The 19,670-nt window shown below is 60.4% G+C and carries 17 protein-coding genes; 4 read left to right on the top strand and 13 right to left on the bottom strand.

Annotated features, from left to right (window positions below):
- Positions 1–191: 191 nt before the first annotated feature.
- From JZY08_RS11520 to JZY08_RS11540, 5 genes are read right to left on the bottom strand one after another with little or no spacing between them, the layout of a single operon-like run.
- On the bottom strand, positions 192–932 hold the full coding sequence (locus JZY08_RS11520) for an ABC transporter ATP-binding protein (RefSeq protein WP_216330196.1): 741 nt from the start codon (positions 930–932) through the stop codon (positions 192–194).
- On the bottom strand, positions 929–1,759 hold the full coding sequence (locus JZY08_RS11525; RefSeq protein ID WP_003492102.1) for an ABC transporter ATP-binding protein: 831 nt from the start codon (positions 1,757–1,759) through the stop codon (positions 929–931). Before JZY08_RS11525 ends, JZY08_RS11520 begins: the two co-directional genes overlap by 4 nt.
- A gap of 3 nt (positions 1,760–1,762) precedes the next feature.
- The gene (gene nikC, locus JZY08_RS11530) at positions 1,763–2,665 is read right to left on the bottom strand and encodes a nickel transporter permease (protein WP_216330197.1); all 903 of its coding nucleotides are present in this window, start codon (positions 2,663–2,665) and stop codon (positions 1,763–1,765) included.
- Positions 2,662–3,675 (bottom strand): ABC transporter permease, encoded by a 1,014-nt coding sequence (locus tag JZY08_RS11535; protein ID WP_035241041.1) that lies wholly within the window; start codon positions 3,673–3,675, stop codon positions 2,662–2,664. Before JZY08_RS11535 ends, nikC begins: the two co-directional genes overlap by 4 nt.
- Before the next feature lie 2 nt (positions 3,676–3,677).
- The gene (locus tag JZY08_RS11540; RefSeq protein ID WP_216330198.1) at positions 3,678–5,273 is read right to left on the bottom strand and encodes an ABC transporter substrate-binding protein; all 1,596 of its coding nucleotides are present in this window, start codon (positions 5,271–5,273) and stop codon (positions 3,678–3,680) included.
- Between the two features lie 238 nt (positions 5,274–5,511).
- Here JZY08_RS11540 and JZY08_RS11545 point away from each other — a divergent pair, with 238 nt between their 5' ends.
- A complete protein-coding gene (locus JZY08_RS11545) occupies positions 5,512–6,552 on the top strand; it encodes a dipeptidase (RefSeq protein WP_216330199.1) in 1,041 nt (346 codons plus the stop codon).
- A gap of 58 nt (positions 6,553–6,610) precedes the next feature.
- Here JZY08_RS11545 and JZY08_RS11550 read toward each other — a convergent pair whose 3' ends face one another.
- Positions 6,611–6,904 carry a hypothetical protein gene (locus JZY08_RS11550; RefSeq protein WP_080835919.1) on the bottom strand — a complete coding sequence of 98 codons (294 nt, stop codon included), beginning with the start codon at positions 6,902–6,904 and terminating at the stop codon, positions 6,611–6,613.
- A gap of 279 nt (positions 6,905–7,183) precedes the next feature.
- On the opposite strand from JZY08_RS11550, the gene mprF reads away from it, so the two are divergent.
- From mprF to JZY08_RS11565, 3 genes are all read left to right on the top strand, one after another.
- On the top strand, positions 7,184–9,784 hold the full coding sequence (gene mprF, locus JZY08_RS11555) for a bifunctional lysylphosphatidylglycerol flippase/synthetase MprF (RefSeq protein ID WP_216330200.1): 2,601 nt from the start codon (positions 7,184–7,186) through the stop codon (positions 9,782–9,784).
- A gap of 11 nt (positions 9,785–9,795) precedes the next feature.
- Positions 9,796–11,166 carry a virulence factor gene (locus tag JZY08_RS11560; RefSeq protein WP_080835925.1) on the top strand — a complete coding sequence of 457 codons (1,371 nt, stop codon included), beginning with the start codon at positions 9,796–9,798 and terminating at the stop codon, positions 11,164–11,166.
- A 233-nt stretch (positions 11,167–11,399) separates the two neighbouring features.
- On the top strand, positions 11,400–12,722 hold the full coding sequence (locus JZY08_RS11565) for a telomere resolvase (protein WP_035224416.1): 1,323 nt from the start codon (positions 11,400–11,402) through the stop codon (positions 12,720–12,722).
- A 103-nt stretch (positions 12,723–12,825) separates the two neighbouring features.
- On the opposite strand, the gene JZY08_RS11570 is transcribed toward JZY08_RS11565, so the two are convergent.
- From JZY08_RS11570 to graD, 7 genes are all read right to left on the bottom strand, one after another.
- A complete protein-coding gene (locus JZY08_RS11570) occupies positions 12,826–14,112 on the bottom strand; it encodes an aromatic acid/H+ symport family MFS transporter (protein ID WP_035224413.1) in 1,287 nt (428 codons plus the stop codon).
- Positions 14,113–14,332: 220 nt separating this feature from the next.
- Positions 14,333–14,671 (bottom strand): YciI family protein, encoded by a 339-nt coding sequence (locus tag JZY08_RS11575; protein WP_216330201.1) that lies wholly within the window; start codon positions 14,669–14,671, stop codon positions 14,333–14,335.
- Positions 14,668–15,558 (bottom strand): hydroxyquinol 1,2-dioxygenase, encoded by an 891-nt coding sequence (gene graB, locus JZY08_RS11580; protein ID WP_216330202.1) that lies wholly within the window; start codon positions 15,556–15,558, stop codon positions 14,668–14,670. Before graB ends, JZY08_RS11575 begins: the two co-directional genes overlap by 4 nt.
- Before the next feature lie 12 nt (positions 15,559–15,570).
- Complete coding sequence (graC, locus tag JZY08_RS11585) at positions 15,571–16,626, bottom strand: maleylacetate reductase (RefSeq protein ID WP_216330203.1); 1,056 nt, start codon at positions 16,624–16,626, stop codon at positions 15,571–15,573.
- Positions 16,627–16,629: 3 nt separating this feature from the next.
- Positions 16,630–17,613, bottom strand: coding sequence for a gamma-resorcylate decarboxylase (tsdA, locus tag JZY08_RS11590; protein WP_216330204.1), 984 nt, complete (start codon positions 17,611–17,613; stop codon positions 16,630–16,632).
- Between the two features lie 45 nt (positions 17,614–17,658).
- The gene (gene graA, locus JZY08_RS11595) at positions 17,659–18,888 is read right to left on the bottom strand and encodes an FADH(2)-dependent resorcinol hydroxylase oxygenase component (protein ID WP_216330205.1); all 1,230 of its coding nucleotides are present in this window, start codon (positions 18,886–18,888) and stop codon (positions 17,659–17,661) included.
- Between the two features lie 52 nt (positions 18,889–18,940).
- Entirely contained in the window at positions 18,941–19,480 is a 540-nt protein-coding gene (gene graD, locus JZY08_RS11600; protein WP_003492118.1) for an FADH(2)-dependent resorcinol hydroxylase reductase component, read from the bottom strand.
- Positions 19,481–19,670 lie beyond the last annotated feature (190 nt).

Raw genomic sequence — 19,670 nt, forward strand, 5'->3', positions numbered from 1 at the left:
CTCGACGTCACCACTTGTTTCTTCTCCCCGCCGGGGAGAAGGTGGCCCGAAGGGTCGGATGAGGGGGCAACGTTGCCGGATTTCGGAGAGCTTGCCCTCTCATCCCGCTGCCGCGACCTTCTCCCCGGCGGGGAGAAGAAGCGAGCGGCACCCGCTCGATCTATGCGCAACGCGGGCTACGGGGCTGGCCCTCAGGCCGGCTCTTCCAACCTGATGCTCAGGCTGCGCAACTCTTCCGTATGTGGGTGTTTGATACGGCCCTCGCGCAGATCGCCTGCACTCAACTGTTCAACCATTTCACCGTTCAGCATCACGCCCACCTGCGGGCAGAGATGCGCGATGACCGCCAGATTGTGGCTGACGAGGATATAGGTGAGGTTGCGCGCCGCACGCAGGTCCTGCAACAGGTTCAGGATTTCCGCCTGAACCGAAACGTCGAGCGCCGAAGTCGGCTCATCGAGCAGCAGCACCTGCGGGTCGGCAATCAACGCACGGGCAATCGCAACGCGCTGGCGCTGGCCGCCGGAAAGCTGGTGCGGGTAACGGAAGCGCACCGCCTGTGGAAGGGCCACGTCCGACAAGGCCTGCTGGATGCGTTTTTCGATATTGTCCATGCCGTGCACCAGCGGCAATTCGCTGAGAATGCGGTCGATGGTCTGGCGCGGATGCAGTGAACCGTAGGGATCCTGAAACACCATCTGCACCTGCCGGAAGAATTCCGGCGTGCGCTTCAGCGGTGCGTCCTTGCCGGCAAAGGCAATGCGGCCTTCCCAGCTTTCATTAAGGCCGGCCATGGCGCGCAGGATGGTGGACTTGCCCGAGCCGCTTTCGCCGACAATGCCGAAGCTGCCGCCCTTTTCGACAGAAAAGGACACGCCCTTCACCACTTCACGGTCGCCGAACTTGATACGGAGGTTTTCGACGTCGATCATAGGCTGGACCACGCTGCATCACGGTTGAGAACGGGAAGACGCTCGCGCGGATGCGTCAGCGAGGGAATGCAGTTCAGAAGTCCCTTTGTATAGGGATGTTCGGCCTTCAGGAGTTCGGAAGCCTTCAGCTCCTCCATCACCCGGCCGGAATACATGACGGCGACGCGGTCGCAGAAATGCGAAACGAGCGGCAGGTCGTGGCTGATGAGGATGAGACCCATGCCGCGTTCCGACACCAGTTCCTCGATCAGCCGCAGGATTTCCGCCTGTACCGTGGCGTCGAGCGCACTCGTCGGTTCGTCGGCGATCAGGAGTTCCGGATCGGGCGCCAGCATCATGGCGATCATCACGCGCTGGCCCATGCCGCCGGAAACCTCATGCGCGTAGGACGAAGCGACCTGGCGCGGATTTCGGATTTTCACCTGATCGAGCAGCGCAATTGCCGCTTCCATGGCCGCGCGCTTGCTGCCGCCCTTGTGGGCGCGCCATGCTTCCGCGATCTGTGCACCCATGGTCTTGACCGGGTTCAGCGAATATTTCGGATCCTGAAGGATGAAACCCGCCCGTTTCCCCCGGATCTGGCGCATCTGCTTTTCGCTGGCGGAAAGCACGTCGATACCGTCGAAGGAGAGCTTGTCGGCCCTGATATCGGCATTGGAGGGCAGAAGCTTCATCAGTGCACGCGCCGTGAGGCTCTTGCCCGAACCGGATTCACCGACGATGCCGAGCTTTTCGGTTCCAAGCTTCATGGAAACACCGCGCACCGCCTCGAAACGGCTGGTGCGGGTCTGGAAAGCGATCTTCAGATTTTCGATTTCGACCAGCATGGCTCAATGTCCCTTCGGGTCGAGCACGTCGCGCAGGCCATCACCAAGGAAGTTGAAGGCGAGCGAAACGAGGAAGATGGCAATGCCCGGAATGGTGGCGACCCACCATTGTTCGAAAATGAAGCGCTTGGCGGTTGCGATCATCGCACCCCATTCCGGCGAAGGCGGCTGTGCGCCCATGCCGAGGAAGCCGAGGCTGGCGGCGGTGATGATGATCGAGCTCATGTCGAGCGTGATGCGCACGATAAGGCTCGGCACGCAGAGCGGCGCGATGTGACGCGCAATGATGCGCCAGGCGGAAGCACCCGTCAGCCGGTAAGCCGCGACGAAATCGCTACCGCGAACCGTCATTGTTTCGGCGCGCGCAAGACGCGCATAGGGCGGCCAGGCGGTGAGCGCTATGGCGAGAATGGCGCTTTCGACGCCGGGCTTCAGCGCCGCAACAAAGGCGAGCGCGAGGATAAGGCGCGGGAAGGCCAGGAACACGTCCGTCACCCGCATCAGCACCGTATCGACGATGCCGCCGAAATAACCGGCGATGCAGCCGATGGCGAGCCCGATCGGCGCGACGAGAACAACGACGGCGATGACCATGCCGAGCGTGACGCGGCCGCCGTAAAGGATGCGCGAAAGGATATCACGGCCCAGCTCATCCGTGCCGAACCAGTGCTCGGCATTCGGGAAGGCAAGGCGGTTGCCAAGGTTCTGCGCGGCCGGATCGTAAGGCGCAATGAGCGGCGCCAGCAAAGACAGCGCAATGAAGACGACGATGATGGTCAGACCGATCACCGCCAGCGGGTTGGACTTGAGGTTCAGCCAGATGCGGTACCGGTTTCCCCAGGCAGCCTGGCTGCGGGAATGCGGAGTCTCATCCAGAGCCCAGTTTCTGAAATTAGCTAACATCATCGAACGCGGGGATCCATTACTCGGTAAAGCACGTCTGCGAGCAGGTTGAGGCCAACATAGATCAGGCCGATCAACAGGGTTGCTCCGACGACGGGGTTCATGTCCGCGTTCATGAGCGAGACGGTGAGGTATTGACCAAGGCCCGGCCAGCTGAAGACGGTTTCCGTCACCACGGCACCTTCCAGAAGGCCGGCATAGGTGAGTGCGAGAACCGTGACGAGCTGCACGGCAACCGTCGGGAAGGCGTGTCCCCAGATGACGGTCGTGGCCGAAAGCCCCTTGGCGCGGGCGGTAATGACATATTCGCCCTTCAGCGCATCGATCATGAAGGCGCGCGTCATGCGGGTGATATAGGCCATGCTGAAATAGGCGAGGATGCAGACCGGCTGCACCATATGGGCAAGTGCGTCGTAAAACGCGCCCCAGTCGCCGGCAAGCAGCGTGTCGACCGTCATCAGGCCGGTGACCGGCGAGATCATGCCGTCATAGATGATGTCCTGCCTGCCCGGTCCGGGCGCGACGCCGAGCGTGGCGTAAAATACCAGCAGCGAAATCAGCGCCAGCATGAAGACGGGCACGGAATGGCCGGCAAGGCAGACGATGCGGATGATCTGGTCGGTCGTCTTGCCCTGCCTGACGGCGGCCCAGACGCCGAGCGGAATGCCGATCAGGGCTGCGAGAATGAGGGCTGCCGTGGCAAGTTCGAACGTGGCGGGGAAGACACGGGTAATATCCACCCAGACCGGATTGCGGGTCAGGATGGAATTGCCGAAATCGCCGTGCAGGACCTGCGAGACATAATGGAAGAACTGCACGACCAGCGGCTGGTCGAGGCCCATTTCCGCACGCACGCGCACGATGACGTCTTCAGGCGCGTTGTCGCCGACCGCCGCAATGACGGGATCGACGGGCATGACGCGCCCGATCATGAAGGTGATGACCATCAAACCGAACAGCGTCAGAATGACGCTGCTCAGTATCGACGATATGCTTTTGACGCGCTTGTTCAATGTCACGCTTTCTTCGCATCGTGGTAGGAATTGCCCTCGGAGAGAACGCCGAGTTCGAAACCGGATACGCCCTTGCGGAAGGCGGCCGTCTTTGTCGTCTGGAACATGAAGACGAACGGGCTGTTCTGCATGTGCTCGCGCTGCAGGGCTTCATAAAGCTCCACGCGCTTTGCCGGGTCCTTCTCGTCGCGGGCGGCTTCCGCCTTGGCAGCGAAATCGTCGTTCTTGAAACGCGAACGCCACAGGAACGGCTTCGACTTGGCGTCGTCGCCATTGTCCTTGTTGATGTTGAAGACATCCGCGTTGGAATGCGGATCGAAATAATCCGTACCCCATGCAGAAAGCGCCATCTGGTGCTCGCGGGCGCGCATCTTGGTCAGGACCTGACGGTTTTCAGCCGACTGCAGACGTACCTTGATGCCGATATCAGCAAGGTTTGCCTGGATGGCCTGCGCCAGGTCCGGATAGGGCTGCGCGGAATAGTGGTCCATGCTGATTTCGAAACCGTCGGCAAGACCGGCCTCCGCCATCAGTGCCTTGGCCTTTTCGACGTCGCGCTGGAACGGGATGTCGTTGACGGCGCCAGGGAAACCTTCCGGCTCGAAGCTCTGGTGAACCTTGTGGGACAGCGGAACGATGTTTTCCTGCATGCCCTTGTAATCCAGCGCCCATTTGATGGCCTGCCAGACCTGTGGCTTGGCAAGGTTCTCATTGCCCTGGTTGAGCGAGATCAGCACCAGCGAGGCAATGCTCTTGCGATCCAGCTCGATGTTCGCGTCATTCTGGGCGCTGCGCAGCTGTTCCGAGGTGAGGTCGCGGGCAATGTCGATATCGCCCTTCTGCAGCATCAGAAGCTGGGAAGACGGATCGGTGACGTGGCGCAGGATGATGCGCTTGATGTTACCCTTGTAGGGGCCGTTCGGGTTGACCGTGAGTGCGACGCTTTCGCTCGGCTTCCAGGCCTGAAGCATGAAATCGCCGGAACCGGCGCTGTTCTTCTGCAGCCAGCCATTGCCGAGATCTTCGCCGGAAGCATTGGCGAGAACCGCCTTCTTTTCGACGATGGCGCCGATATTGGCGGAGAGGCAATAGAGCAGGAAGGAGATGGCGGTCGGCTTCGCCGTCGTCAGCTTCACCGTCTTGTCATCGGCGGCAACGATGGTCGTCTCGGCATTCTCAGCCGTGAAGCCGAACTGGCTGATGATGAAGGCCGGGCTCTTGTTCATCTTGATGGCGCGCTGCAGCGAGAAGGCAACATCTTCCGCCGTGACTTTCGCGCCGCTGGAGAAGGTCGCTTCGTCACCGATGACAAAGGTGAAGACCTTGCTGCCAGCATCGGCTTCCCAGGATTTCGCGATGACCGGATCGACCTTGGTGGAATCTTCGCGATTGGCGCGCACGAGCTTCTGGTACATGTTGGACATGATTTCACCGCCGACGGCTTCGAAGCCTTCATGCGGATCAAGGCTCGTCATGTTGTCCAGCTGCTGCGCAACGACCAGAATATCCTTGGGCGTTGCGGCGAATGCCGGAATGCGCGCATAGGACAGGAACGGTACGGCTGCGCCAGCAATCAGCAGGTTGCGTCTTGAAATCATCGAAAATCCCCTTTCGGACCTTATTTTTCGGAAAACGGTATGGGTCTGCCCCAATCCAGTCATTTTTTTTATGTTTCCCCGCGATTACCATGAGCAAACGAGGCGCGACCAATTCCAAATTTGGCAGAGCCTATGCACGGATTGCATTTGCTCCCGCCTTGACCTTTCCTCTACCAATTCCCACAAAGTCTGACGGACGCGCGCCCGCGCGGCTCCGCATATCCAAAGGTGAATGACCATGACCGATGAAAAAACCGTACCCGTCTTCGACGGCCACAACGACGTGCTTCTGCGGTTATGGCGATCGGGCAATGCTTCTCCCGAAACGCTTCTCATCGAAGGGGATACGGTCGGCCACATCGACCTGCCGCGCGCGAAGAAGGGCGGCTTGGCCGGCGGCCTCTGCGCCGCCTATGTGCCCTCGCCCAGCATGGAAAAGGACGCAAACGGCGATTACTCGACACCGACCGAGGCAGACGCGCTGAAGGCGACGCTTGCGATGGCGGGGCTGCTGTTCCGTGCCGAGAAGCAGTCGAAGGGCGCTCTGAAGGTCTGCCGCACGGCCGCCGATATCCGCAACGCGATAGCCGAGGGCGCTTTCGCTTCCGTGTTCCATATCGAAGGTGCGGAAGCGATCGGCGCCGATCTGGATGCACTCCACGTTCTCTACGAAGCGGGCCTTCGCACGCTCGGGCCGGTCTGGAGCCGCCCGAACATATTCGCTTACGGCGTTCCCTTCCGTTTCCCGTCGACGCCGGATATTGGCCCCGGCCTCACCGATGCCGGCAAGCGATTGGTGAAGACCTGCAACGAACTGAAGATCATGGTCGACCTGTCGCACATGAACGAGCAGGGTTTCTGGGATATCGCCAAGATTTCCGATGCGCCGCTAGTGGCATCGCATTCCAACGCCTATGCGCTGTGCAATCACAGCCGCAATCTGACGGACCGCCAACTGGACGCCATCCGCGACACGGGCGGCCTTGCCGGCATCAATTTCGGCGTTCTGTTCCTGCGTCAGGACGGCGTGAAGAACCCGAATACGGACCTGAACGAACTGGTCCGCCACGTGGACTATATCGTCAACCGCATCGGCATCGATCACGTCGCCCTCGGTTCGGATTTCGACGGCACCACCATTCCCGCCGCCATGAAGGATGCGGCCGACCTGCAATTGCTGGTCGAGGCTCTGCGCAAGGGCGGTTATGACGACGAGGCGCTTGCCAAGATCTGCCACGGCAACTGGATCCGTGTGCTGGAAAAGACCTGGGGCGCGTGAGGCATAAATTGAGATTCATCTCCGGCGCAGAAACGCCGGAGACATGAAGCAGCAGGCCTTAAGCCTTCGCCGCTTTTTTCTTGCCCGTCGCCCGGAAGGCAAGAAGGCCTGCGACCAGAGCAAACATCGCCCATTTCATCGGCAGCACATCCGCCGTTTCACTGCGGATCGGGCGAACGGTCACGGTACCCGGACGCGATTCATAACCGGCCTGCCCGCTGGCCCTGGCGTCGTCGATCTGCTGCGGCGAAACGACCCATTCGGCACCCCGCATCTTGTCATAGGTCATGAAGCCGCCGCCCGCCACGATGGCGGCGACGAGCGAAAGCACTATTCTTGTGGGCATGTTCATTTGCATTCTCCTTCAATTGAAAGGAGCGTGTAGTCGCATCAAACCTCACCACCAAGCAACCGTAACGGTCAATTGGCCGCCTTTAGGAACAATCCTGCAAATCATGCATTCCATAGTTGCATTTTTACCTTTAGACTTGGCGCAATTCAGGGATAATCGGTCACAAACTTCACATCGACACTTCATGCTTTTCTGCTAATCACATTTCCTCAACCGAAACGAATTAGCGACACATTCCTGTGGTTCGCCAACCTTGGGAACGGGCGCTGGATAAAGCACATGGCAGACAAGAGCGAAATCACACAGACCGACCTCGCAGAATCCGCGGTTGAAAGCTTCTTTACCAGAAACCGACCCTATCTGACCGCGATCGCCATCACACTGGTCTTCGTGATGATGACCTTCGCCATTTATCACCTGACGTCGGAAGTCCGCTATGACGATGTCATCGACGCGCTGACGCAGACCTCGACCTCCGCGGTCCTGCTCGCCATCGTCTTCACGGCGCTCAGCTTTTTCGCGCTGATACTCTACGACGCCAATGCCATCGAATATATCGGCCGCAAGCTGCCGTTTCCGCCCATGGCGGCAACCGCCTTTGCTGCCTACGCCATCGGCAATACCGCCGGTTTCGGACCCTTGAGCGGCGGCGCAATCCGCTTTCGCGCCTATTCGCGGCTTGGGCTTTCACCCGGCGAAATCGCCCGCGTCATCGCCTTCGTCACCCTGTCCTTCGGGCTTGGTCTGCTTTCGGTCAGCGCCATCTCCACCTTCATCGTCGCACCGCGCATCGCCTCCATCATCGGCGTCGATGCCCTGATCCTCAGAGGGGCCGCGCTGGCCGTCATCGCGGCGCTTGTCATTGCGGCCTATATCGGACGCAACGGCCACACGATCAAGCTTGGCGCCTGGCGTCTGCGCCTCCCGGACAGCCGCACCTCTTCCCGCCAGTTCCTCGTCTCGGCCTTCGATATCGCCGCCTCCGCCTCCGTGCTTTATGTGCTCCTGCCCGACACCCATCTCGGCTGGCCGACATTCTTCGCGATCTACGCCACCGCCGTCGGCCTCGGCGTCCTCAGCCACGTGCCGGCCGGTCTCGGCGTCTTCGAAACCGTAATGGTCGCAGGGCTCGGCAACGCCATCAGCGTTGACCAGCTGCTCGGAAGCCTCGTGCTTTACCGCGTGATCTATCACGTCCTGCCGCTGGTGGTCGCCATTCTGGTGATGCTCGTCTCGGAGATGAAGCAGTTTGCGGCAAAGCCTGTTGTCTCCGACATCAGCCAGCTTGCCGTGCGCCTTGCCCCGCCATTGCTGTCAACCTTCGCGATGATCCTCGGCACCATGCTGATCTTCTCGAGCGTGACGCCGACGCCGGACAGCAATCTGGATTTCCTGTCCAATTTCGTGCCGCTGCCGATCATCGAGGCGGCGCATTTTCTCACCAGCATTCTCGGCCTCGTGCTCGTCGTCGCCTCGCGTGGCCTCGGACAGCGGCTGGACGGCGCCTGGTGGATCGCCCTCGTGGCTGCGTCGCTGGCGCTGGTTCTGTCCCTCCTCAAGGCCATCGCGGTTTTCGAAGCGGCCATTCTCGGTGTCTTCATCGCCGCCCTTGCCGCCAATATGCGCAGCTTCAATCGCCATGCCTCGCTGGTGAAACAGGCGCTGGGGCCGAGCTGGCTTGCGGCCATGGCGGTCATCGTCGCGGGCGCGGCAACCATTCTGCTCTTCGTCTATCGCGATACGGATTACAGTCAGACATTGTGGTGGCAGTTCGAATTCTCCGAGGAAGCGCCGCGCGGATTGCGCGCGCTTCTCGGCCTCGTGCTCGCCTCCTCCACAATCGCCATCTTCAGCCTCATGCGGCCGGTGGCCTACAGGCCGGACGCAATCGAGGCCGACGACGTGGCAAGCGCCACCGAAATCGTGCTGAAACAGGACGCGGCCGACGCCAATCTGGTGCGTATGGGCGACAAGCACGTGATGTTCTCGGAAAGCGGCAATGCCTTCATCATGTATGGTATTCAGGGCCGCTCCTGGATCGCCTTCGCCGACCCGGTGGGCGACGAGGAGGATTTCCCCGATCTGGTCTGGCAATTCGTCGAAGCCGCACGTTCGGCGGGCGCACGCGCCGCCTTCTACCAGATATCGCCTTTCCTTCTCTCCCATTGTGCCGATGCCGGCCTGCGCGCCTTCAAGCTCGGCGAACTGGCGCTGGTCGATCTCACCGCCTTCGAACTGAAGGGCGGCAAGCTCGCGACCCTTCGCCAGTCGCTGAGCCGCGGTGCGCGGGACGGGCTGAGCTTCGAGGTCGTCGAACAGGCGCATGTGGCGGATATTCTGGACGAGCTGAAACAGGTCTCCGACAGCTGGCTTGCGCATCACAACACACGGGAAAAGCGCTTTTCGCTTGGCGCTTTCGAGCCGGATTACATCCTGTCGCAGCCCGTCGCCGTATTGCGCAAGGATGGAAAGATCACCGCTTTCGCCAATCTGATGGTAACGGACACGAAAAAGGAAGCCACCGTCGATCTCATGCGTTTTTCGCCGGATGCGCCGCGCGGCGCGATGGATTTTCTCTTCGTCAGCATCATGCAGCATCTGCGCGAGGCTGGATATGAAAGCTTCAACCTCGGCATGGCGCCCATGTCCGGCATGTCGAAGCGTGATGCGGCCCCGGTCTGGGACCGTATCGGCAGCACGCTGTTCGAACACGGCGACCGTTTTTATAACTTCAAGGGCCTTCGCGCCTTCAAGGCGAAGTTCCACCCGAAATGGGAACCCCGTTACCTCGCCGTGCAAAACGGTGCGGACGCCGCTCTGGCGTTGATGGATGCGACGGTTCTGATCAGCGGCGGCGTCAGAGGAGTGATCGGAAAATGAGAAAACCCACCATGTTGAAGGCCGCGCTTGCCGCTTCCGCCCTGTTCGCTTCCTCGCTGTTCATGTCCAGCGCCGCCTTTGCGCAGGATAAGCCGGCCTATGAGACTGGCATGATCCCTTCCGAGCATATCATGGTGCCGGATGGCGAAATTCTCGCCAGCGTCTTCCTGATTTCCGATGCTGACGGATGGACGGCCGCCGATGAGACCCGCGCCAAGGCGCTGGTGGAAAAAGGTGCCGCCGTGGTCGGTATCGATTTCAAGGAGTATCTGAAGGCGCTCGAGGCCGATGAGGACGAGTGCATCTATATGATCTCGGACATCGAGTCGCTGTCGCAGCAGATCCAGCGCACCGCCGGCACCAGCAGCTACCGCCAGCCCATCCTCACCGGCATCGGCAAGGGCGGGACACTGGCGCTGGCGATGATCGCGCAAAGCCCGGTCTCCACCGTGCGGGAAGCCATCGCCGTCGACCCCAAGGCAGGCCTGCCGCTTGAAAAGATACTTTGCACTCCCGCCACCAAGGACAAGGTGGATGGTGAAACGGTCTATGGCCTGACCGATGGCCCGCTGCCTGCGCCGGTCAGCGTGCTGTTCACACCCGCTGCGGACCAGAAGGGCCGCGATCATGTCAATGCGCTTGTGAAGCTGCATCCCGATATCGACGTGACGGACGTGACCGACAAGGCGGACGAGGTCCTGACCCAGACCTTGTCCGATCAGGTCGATGCCGCCGGCGATACCGACAGCCCGCTCGGCCTGCCGATCAAGGTTCTGGAAACAAGCCCTGTGATGGACACCATGGCGGTGATCTATTCCGGTGACGGCGGCTGGCGCGATCTCGATGAAGAAGTGGGCGGCGCATTGCAGAAGCAGGGCATACCCGTGATCGGTGTCGATGCCCTGCGTTATTTCTGGAAAGAAAAACAGCCACAGGAAGTCGCAGGCGACCTTGCACGCATCATCGACACCTACCGCAAGGAATGGAAGGTTCGAAACGTTGTGCTGATCGGCTATTCTTTCGGTGCCGACATCATTCCGGCGACCTTCAACCTGCTGCCGGAACGCGCGAAATCGCATGTCGTACAGCTCACGCTCATGGGGTTGTCCACGGAGGTGGATTTCGAGATTTCCGTTCAGGGCTGGCTCGGCGTGGCCGGCGAAGGCAAGGGCGGCAAGACGGTGGACGACATCGCCAAGATCGATCCGAAACTGGTGCAGTGCATTTACGGCACGGAGGAAGAGGATGAAGACCCCTGCCCCGGCCTGAAGGCGAAGGGCGTGGAAACGCTCGGCATTGAAGGCGGCCACCATTTCGACGAGGATTACGAAGCGCTTGCCAACAGGATCGTGACATCGCTGAAGACCCGGCTTCCCAAATAAACTGACCAGACTGACTGCCCAGACTGGCGGCTTTCAGGCATTGCCGAATGGACGATGTGGCTCCAATACCTTGCCTGATGGTTCCCGCTTCGCGGCCCTGCTTGCGGAATCGCTTAAAGTATTATTCAAAAGAAACCGGCCGGCGCTGGATGTTCATGGTATTCCCACAACCATGCTTCTGTTGATTGCCAACCACAGATTTATATTTCCCGACCGGTTCAGGGAGCCGCCGCATGTCCACGTCAAAAAGAAAGACAAAAACACCAGTTCTCGTGGAACGGATCGATCAATTCGTCGGCCGGGTCAGGGAGGCGATGAAAAGCGACGACACCTTGCGAAACCGGAAAATCCGCGATCTGTGGGACGCCGAGGTTCGCTACCATTTCGACAATGGCCGCACGGAAAAGACGCTCGAACTTTACATCATGAAATATCGCTATGCGCTGAAGGCCGAGTTCGGCCCAAAGAGCACGCCGCTTGCCATCTGCAACATGAAAAAGCTGCGTGAGCGGCTGAACACCTATATCGAGCGGGCGGACTATCCGAAAACCGGCGTGGCGACATCCATTGTCGAAAAAATCGAACGGGCGGAATTCAATACCGCCGGTCGCAAGCCGACCGTTCTTCTGCGCATCGCCGATTTCATTTCGGCAATGAACGGCATGGGTGCCAAAGAAGAGATGCAGGCTTTGTGGAACGCTGAAATCGACACCATGAAGGGCCGGGCGCAGACGACGATCATTTCCTACATCACGAAATATCGCAACGCCATCCGCGAAGCCTTCGGCGACGACCATCCGATGCTGAAGATCGCCACCGGCGATGCCGCCATGTATGAAGACGCCCGCCGGGTGAAGATGGAGAAGATCGCCAACAAGCATGGCGCGCTGATCACCTTCGACAATTACCAGCAGGTTCTGAAGATTTGCGCCGATAAACTCCTCTCCGCCGATCCCCTGATGATCGGCATCGGCCTGATCGGCATGACGGGGCGACGACCCTATGAGATTTTTACCCAGGCCGAGTTTTCGCCGGCGCCCTATGGCAAGGGCGTTTCCAAATGGAGCATCCTTTTCAACGGCCAGGCCAAGACAAAACAGGGCGAAGGAACGAAGTTCGGGATTACCTACGAAATTCCGGTTCTTGCCCGCTCCGCCACCATTCTGTCCGCCTATGAGCGCCTGCGCACGAGCGGGCAGGGAAAACTGTGGCACGGCATGTCGATCGACGATTTTTCGTCCGAAACCCGCCTGCTGCTGCGGGACACGGTCTTTAATCTGTTCGAGGATCTCTGGCCGCGGCAAGAACTTCCCAAGCCCTATGGCCTCAGACACCTATACGCCGAGGTCGCCTATCATAATTTCGCGCCGCCCCACGTCACCAAGAACAGCTATTTCGCCGCCATTCTCGGCCACAACAACAACGACCTCGAAACATCGCTATCCTATATGACCTACACGCTACCGGAAGATCGCGACGATGCGCTGGCACGAGCCAAGCGCACGAATGAACGGACATTGCAGCAAATGGCTGCCATCGCGCCCGTCTCCAGGTAAAATCCCGTAGCGCGGCAACCGGTCATCGGCAATGCATGGCTTGAGGCACTGTTCTTTGCCGCTGCTGGCCACAGGTTTCATCCCGCGGCCAGCAGGGTCTCCGTCAAGCTCGTCCGTCGTTGGACGTCCGGTAAAGCAGGGTCAAGACGGTCAGCGCCAGCCCCACCAGCGCCACCGAGCCGAAAATGTAGAAGTTCCACTCAGGCGCCAGCCCCCGTTGCAGGACGAGGCCACCGATCATGGGACCGGCAATGCCGCCCAGCCGCCCGACTGCCAGCGAAAAGCCGAGACCCGTGCCACGAATATGGACGGGGTAAAGCCGTCCAACCAGAACATTGGCAAGAATCTGGGTTCCAATCGTTCCGGCACCGGCAAGGGCGACGAAGAAATAGAGAAGCGGCCCCTTGTTGACTGTCAGGGCCCAGATGGAGGCGGCACCGATGGCGAAGAGAACCGCCACGACCACCTTGACGTTCCCCTTGTCGGCAAAGCGTCCGCCCACGAGAATGCCGATCGCGGCCCCGACATTGAGCATGATCGAGAAGCTGAGTGCCGAGCTGATATCGTAGCCCATCTTGTTCATGATGGTGGGCAGCCAGTTGACCATGCCGAAGGTCAAGAGCAGCGAGCAAAAGTGAATGCCCCAGGCATTCAGTGTCGAAAGCAGCCGGCCTTCCGAAAACAGGGCGCTCACGCCGCCCTTTTCAATCTTGGCATGCGGCACGATGCGTTGCAGGCCGTAGGTATCGCAAATTCCGTCAGCTTCCGCCTGCCGGCCCTTGCTCGCCAGCCATTCCGGCGATTCCGGCAGGAACCGCATGAACAGCGGCAGAAGAATGAGCGGCAGGCCGCCGATCAGCATCAGCGGACGCCAGCCATAGCTTTCCAGAAGAAGGATGCCCATGAGGCCGGAAATGATGCCGCCGATAAGGTAGCCGAGGAACGACAGGGAATTTGCCTGCGCCCTGCGTTTGGGCGGCGAGAATTCCAGCACCAGTGCCGTCACCGTCGGCAGGAGAGCGCCGAGCCCCAGACCGGCGAGAAACCGCGTGATTTCAAAAGCGAGGAAGTTCGGCGTCATGGCCGAGGCGATCATCATTGCTGAAAATCCGGCGAGGCTGATGAGAACGACCTTCCGGCGGCCGATGCGGTCCGCCATGGTGCCGGCGAATAATGCGCCGAGCAGCATGCCGAACAGCGTCAGCGCCGCGGCCCGCCCAACCATGGCGGGATTGAGCGCCCATGCGCCTTCTTTCAGCAATGCCGGTGCAACCGCGCCGTAAACGACCAGATCGTACCCATCGAACATGATCATCAGACCGCATGTCGCGATGACGCCGGCCGGGTTCTTCGTCCGCACTGAAGCGGCGCTCATATAATTCGTGGACATATTCCTCCCTTTCACGCACGACCGCGCCATCCGGAATGGATCGGCGTCTTCCCGTTCTTGCGATTGCTCCGTGGGTACCCGGCTTGCTCCACCCTGATGTGTGTCCCGCTCCTGTCAAGACACCTATCGCCGATATTACCCGCCTTCGATTAAATGTTGCATTTGCAAAAATTGCAATTGAAATATTAACGGCCAACAGCTGCCATGACAGACATGGGTTTCAGTCGCGCTGCAGCCCTGAAATCCTCGATAGCGTCGGCGTCCAGCTCAAAATACGAATGCGGTTATAGACGCCGTGGATGACAAAAGGATCGGCGTCGCTGAAAGCAATCACATCCTCAATGCAGAGAGCTTCGGCAATGATGAGGGCGGCTGCAGACCCGCCGCTCCCAGCCTGCATCGGCCCGGATGCAAGAATTCTGAACCCTTGCGGCAAACCGACCTCGTTACGCAAATGAGCCTTGTGGGCATCCATCTGTGCCGCCCGTTGCTCCACGGCAGCGGGATCGCTTTCGGCAAAGCGCACGTAAAACCTCGGACGATCACTCGCGCCGGTCATCTGGCGAGCACGAAATCGTGGGTCACCGACCAGAACCAGTCGCCGGTGAAACCCAGATCCCCAGCCTTTTCCGCATCTTCCACCCGCTGGAAATCGGCCAGCAGGCTTTCCTTCACGCCAAAAACCGCGTCCGAACGGATGTAGGGATCATCAGGATCGAAAATATGCGTGACCAGCGTGGTAAACCCCCGCGCTGAAACGATATAGTGCAGATGCGCTGGCCGGTAGGGATGACGCCCCATGGCCCGCAGCAACTGCCCGACAGGGCCGTCATCCGGTATCGGGTAATATTTCGGCTTCGCCGCCCGAAACCAGTAGCGCCCGTCATCACCGGTGATGAAGACGCCGCGCAGGTTGAAATCGGGCTGAATACCCTTCTGCTGCACGTCGTAGAAACCTTCGTCATTGGCCTGCCAGACATCGATGCGGGCGCCTGCGACCGGCACTCCATCGGTATCGAGGATGCGGCCGGTCACCAGCATGTCCTCGCCCTTGCCGTCCAGGCAGATATTGGCGCCCATCGGCATTTCCGGCGCATCGGCCACATGAAAAGGCCCAAGAACGGTGGATTCCGAAGCGCCGCTCGGTTTGCGATGGTTGATCGCATCGACCAGCATGGAGACGCCGAGAATATCCGAAAACAGGATCCACTCCTGCCGCCATTCATTGCAGATCTGGCCGACCTCAGTGAGAAAATGGATTGCCTTCATCCATTCTTCCTCGGTCGGTTCGATCTCTTTCACCGCCTCATGAAGTTTGCGGGTAACGACCGCCATGATCTCCTTGAGGCGCGGATCGTCGCAATCGCGCATACGGGCGATCACGGTTTCGGCCGAACGTTCCTCGACAAAATAGCCGTCGTCACCGGTCGTGTTCATGTCCGTCATGTCTTCCTCCCATCACTCCGGCCGTGCGCCCTCGAAGGCGCGTTGCAACAGGGCGCGGATCGCGGTCTTTTCGATTGGCCGCGGGCACCAGTAAGGATTGGCCGTCGCAAGCTCGGCCATAGGGTCGAGATTTTCCGGCCGCACGCCGAGCGCGGCAAGACTAACCGGCGCACCAAGCCGGGCGGCAAAGTCGTAAAGTCCTGCCCCGGCCCTGCCGCCAACCAGTGCCGCAAGCGGCGCCAACAGATCCGGCACCGCCTCTTCCACATAGGCGACGGTATGTGGCAGAAGCACCGCATGGGTTTCCGCATGCGGCAGGTCCAGACTACCCCCCAGCGTATGGCAAAGCTTGTGATGCAGCGACATGCCCACAGCGCCCAGCACCGTGCCGCACAGCCATGCGCCGTAAAGTGCCGTTTCCCGCGCCTTGATATCCTGCGGCTGCGCACTCACGCCGGGAAGCGCCTCGACCATCGCCCGCAATCCCTCCATCGCCATCAAACTGATGATCGGATTTCGGTCCTGCGCATAAAGGGCCTCCGCCGCATGGGCCATGGCGTTCAGCCCGCTCGTCATGCTGATGGCAACAGGCAGACCAAGTGTCAGCTCCGCATCGTAAATCACCACTTCCGGCAGGATTTCAGGCCCGCGCATGGTGGTCTTCACGCCATTTTCCGTCTGGCCGAGAATGGGTGTCACCTCGGAGCCGGCATAGGTCGTCGGAATGACGATCTGCGCCGCATCGGTGCGCAGCGCAATGGCCTTGCCGAGACCGGTGGTGGAACCACCGCCGAGCGACACCACGCAATCGGCACCGGCGGCGCGATAGGCTTCGACCGCCCTTTTCGTCACCTCGACCGGTGTATGCATGGCCGCATCGGAAAAGACACCGGCAGCCAGTGGACCGAGCCGAGCGGCCAAGGCTTCCGCATCACCCTTCTGGTGGGGGGTGGAAAGCACCAGCGCCCGAGATAAGCCGAGGCGGCGGATTTCCTCCGCCACCCCCGCTGAACTGCCCGCACCGAAGACGATGCGGGCGGGGGCGGCCGTATAGACGAACGGCTGCATGGCTCAGGCTCCGTCGAGCTTGAACAGGCGGCGCGCATTGGTGCGGCCAATCTTCACCCGGTCGGCCTCGGCGATGCTCGTCGCGTTGAACCAGTCCGAAGCGTGGTCGATGTTCTCGAACGGCCAGTCGGTGGAGAACAGGATGCGGTCGGCGCCGATTTCGAGAATGGCGTCGATCAGGGTCTGGGTGCGGAAATTGCCCGAGGTGGTGATGTGGAAATTCTCGTTGAAATAATCCATGAAACGGCGCTTGGCCGGATAGCGCGGCGGCAGCTTCACCCAGGCATTGCGGTGGTCTATGCGCCACATCATGTAGGGCAGGCCCTCGCCCATATGGCCGAGAATGATGTTGAGACGCGGATGCTCGTCGAACAGCCCAGACGCCATGAGGCGCAGCGCGTGAACCGCCGTTTCCTGCGCGAATGCCCAGGTGGGGCCAAGCAGCCAGGGGTGACCATCATAGATACGCGAATCCTGCGGCAGCGGATTGCGCGGATGCAGGTAGAAAGGCACATCGAGCTTTTCCACCTCACCCCAGAACGGGCGATATTGCGGCAGATCGTAGTAAAGCGGCGTCTGGCCGTCACCTTCCTGGCTGAAACCGTTGACGAGCGCGCCGACGAAACCGAGATCGTTGACACAACGCTGAAGCTCTTCGGTCGCCGCATCCGGGTCCTGCAACGGCAGAGCCGCGAAGGCGAGGAAACGATCCGGCCGCTTGGCGCATTCCTCGGCCAGAACCTCATTGGCCCGCCGCGCAATCTCGATCGCCTTCTTCGTGTTGGGAATGGCCTGCACCGCCGGTGCATTCAGCGACAGGATCATGGTCTCGATGCCATGCGCATCCATCAGCTTCAGGCGCGTATCCTGAATGTCGAGCAGGCGATGCTGCAGTTCCTTCCAGTAGTCACCGGGCACGAACCCGGCCGAATCCTGAAGTGTTTCCGGGATTGCGAAATGCTCTTCGAGAGCGACCTTGCCTTGCATGTTGTTTCCTCCGAAATCGCTGTTCATGTGCCGCCAGATGAGCGGTCAATATTGGCCCTTGGGTTCGAGACCCAGCATGCTCTGGCCGATCATGGTGCCCACGGCATCCCAGTTCATGCTGATATGGCGGCCGACCGCATTGGCATCCCGCCAGGCCCGCTGGACGGGATTGGAAAGATCAAGCCCGACACCGCCGGTGGAATCGTTGAGCGCCTGCACGGCGCGCAGCGCCAGAGAGACGGAAAAGGACTGGCCGCGACGGCTGACAAGGCGGTCATCCACCGTAAATTCCGCCCGGCCCTCGACCCTCGCCTGCGAAAGCGCCTGTGCCCGGGCAACATCGCGCAGCAGGATTTCGCAGGCCGCGTCCACACTCGCCGCCGCTTCCGCAACACGCAGCTGGATGGTGGGAAATTCAGCCATGCGGTTATTGCCGCCGGCCACTGCACCGCGCGTCACCCGGCCGCCGACATGGTCGACATAGGCGGCAAGCGCGCCCTTGGCCGCGCCGACGCCCGTTGAGGCGAGACAGGAAGGAATGCCGGTCAGCAGCGGCATGTTGAAGAGGCCTTCTTCCTCATAGTAGCGTCCGCCGGGCGTGTTGCCGCTGGTGGCGTCGGGAAAGGTCAGAACACGGTGTTTGGGAACGAAGACGTCATCGAGAACGAGCGTCTTGGAGCCCGTGCCGGCCAGACCCACCACATGCCAGGTATCTTCAACGACATATTCGCTTGCGGGCACGAGAAGGAAGGCGGGAACCGGCTTGCCCTCGCCCTGCGGCGGCAGGATGGCTGCGCAGAGAGACCATTGCGCATTCTCGCAGCCCGAGGCGAAGGCCCATTTGCCGCTCAGGCGATAACCGCCATCGGCCGCCTCCGCCATCTTCACCGGCGCATAGGAACCGCACAGAAGTGCGTCGGGGTTTTCACCCCAGACATCGGCCTGCGCCTCTTCGGGAAACATCGCCAGCAGCCACTGATGGGCGGAAAGCAGGCCGGCAACCCACCCGGTCGACGCGCAGGCGGCCGAAAGCTCTATATTGGCTTCGACAAGTTCAGCGAATTCGCCACCCTTGCCGCCGAAAGCCCGGGGCTTGACGATATCGAAATAACCGATGCCGCGCAGCGCCGCGATATGGGCGGCGGGAACGCGCCGGGCTTCCTCGGTCTGTCTGGCGCTCGACCGGAAAAGATCGGCTATGCCGGCAACGCGGCTGGCGAGGCGGACATGCGGGTTCGTTTGCGCCGACTGCGGCGCATGGCTCATATCGTTCATGATTGTCTCCTTCCGGAAATGACTTGGCCGGTAATAATATGGCCGGGAAATATCAGGCGGGCACGCCTGCCGGGCTCGCGGCGCAATATTGGGCGTTTTCATAAAGCAGCGGCCGCGTCGTCTCGCTGACATCGGCCGAAACCACCTGCCCGATAAACACAGTATGCGTTCCATATGGCATTGCCGCGACACGGCGGCAGGCGATGGCGGCATGGGCCTGGGGCAGATAGAGAACGCCGTTTTCGTGGCGCTGCCAGTCGCCGTTACGGAAACGCTCTTCCGGCGACACCTTGCCGCTGAAAGCGTCGGACAGGGCGATCTGATCCTGCGTCAGCACATTGACGATGAAATCGGGCCGGCAGAGCAGCAATTCGTGCAGCAGCGTGCGATTGTTCAGGCAAACCAGAAGAGAGGGCGGCTCCATCGAGACCGATGTAACGGCCGTGACCGTCATGCCGTGGTCGCGCTGATCACCCGAGGCACAGGCGGTGATGACCGTCACGGTCGCCGGAAACCGGCGCATCGTCGTGCGGAAATTCTGGCCGACACCCTCAGGCGCAAGATTGTTCAGGCCAAACAATGCTGATGTCATGAGATCCTCCCAAATCCTGCATTCTTAATTATTTTCATTTGCAACATTTGTCAATGCAAATGTTTTTCCACTGCTAAATGCCGCGATTTTGCCTCGCATTCCCCCATCTTCTGGAGCGAAGCTATTGAAACAGATGGATTATGCCGGTACAGCCGATGGGTGCGTCGCATCCTCTGCGCACGTGGTTCTC

This window comes from Rhizobium sp. X9, from assembly GCF_018873185.1.
Classification (GTDB): Bacteria; Pseudomonadota; Alphaproteobacteria; order Rhizobiales; family Rhizobiaceae; genus Agrobacterium; species Agrobacterium oryzihabitans.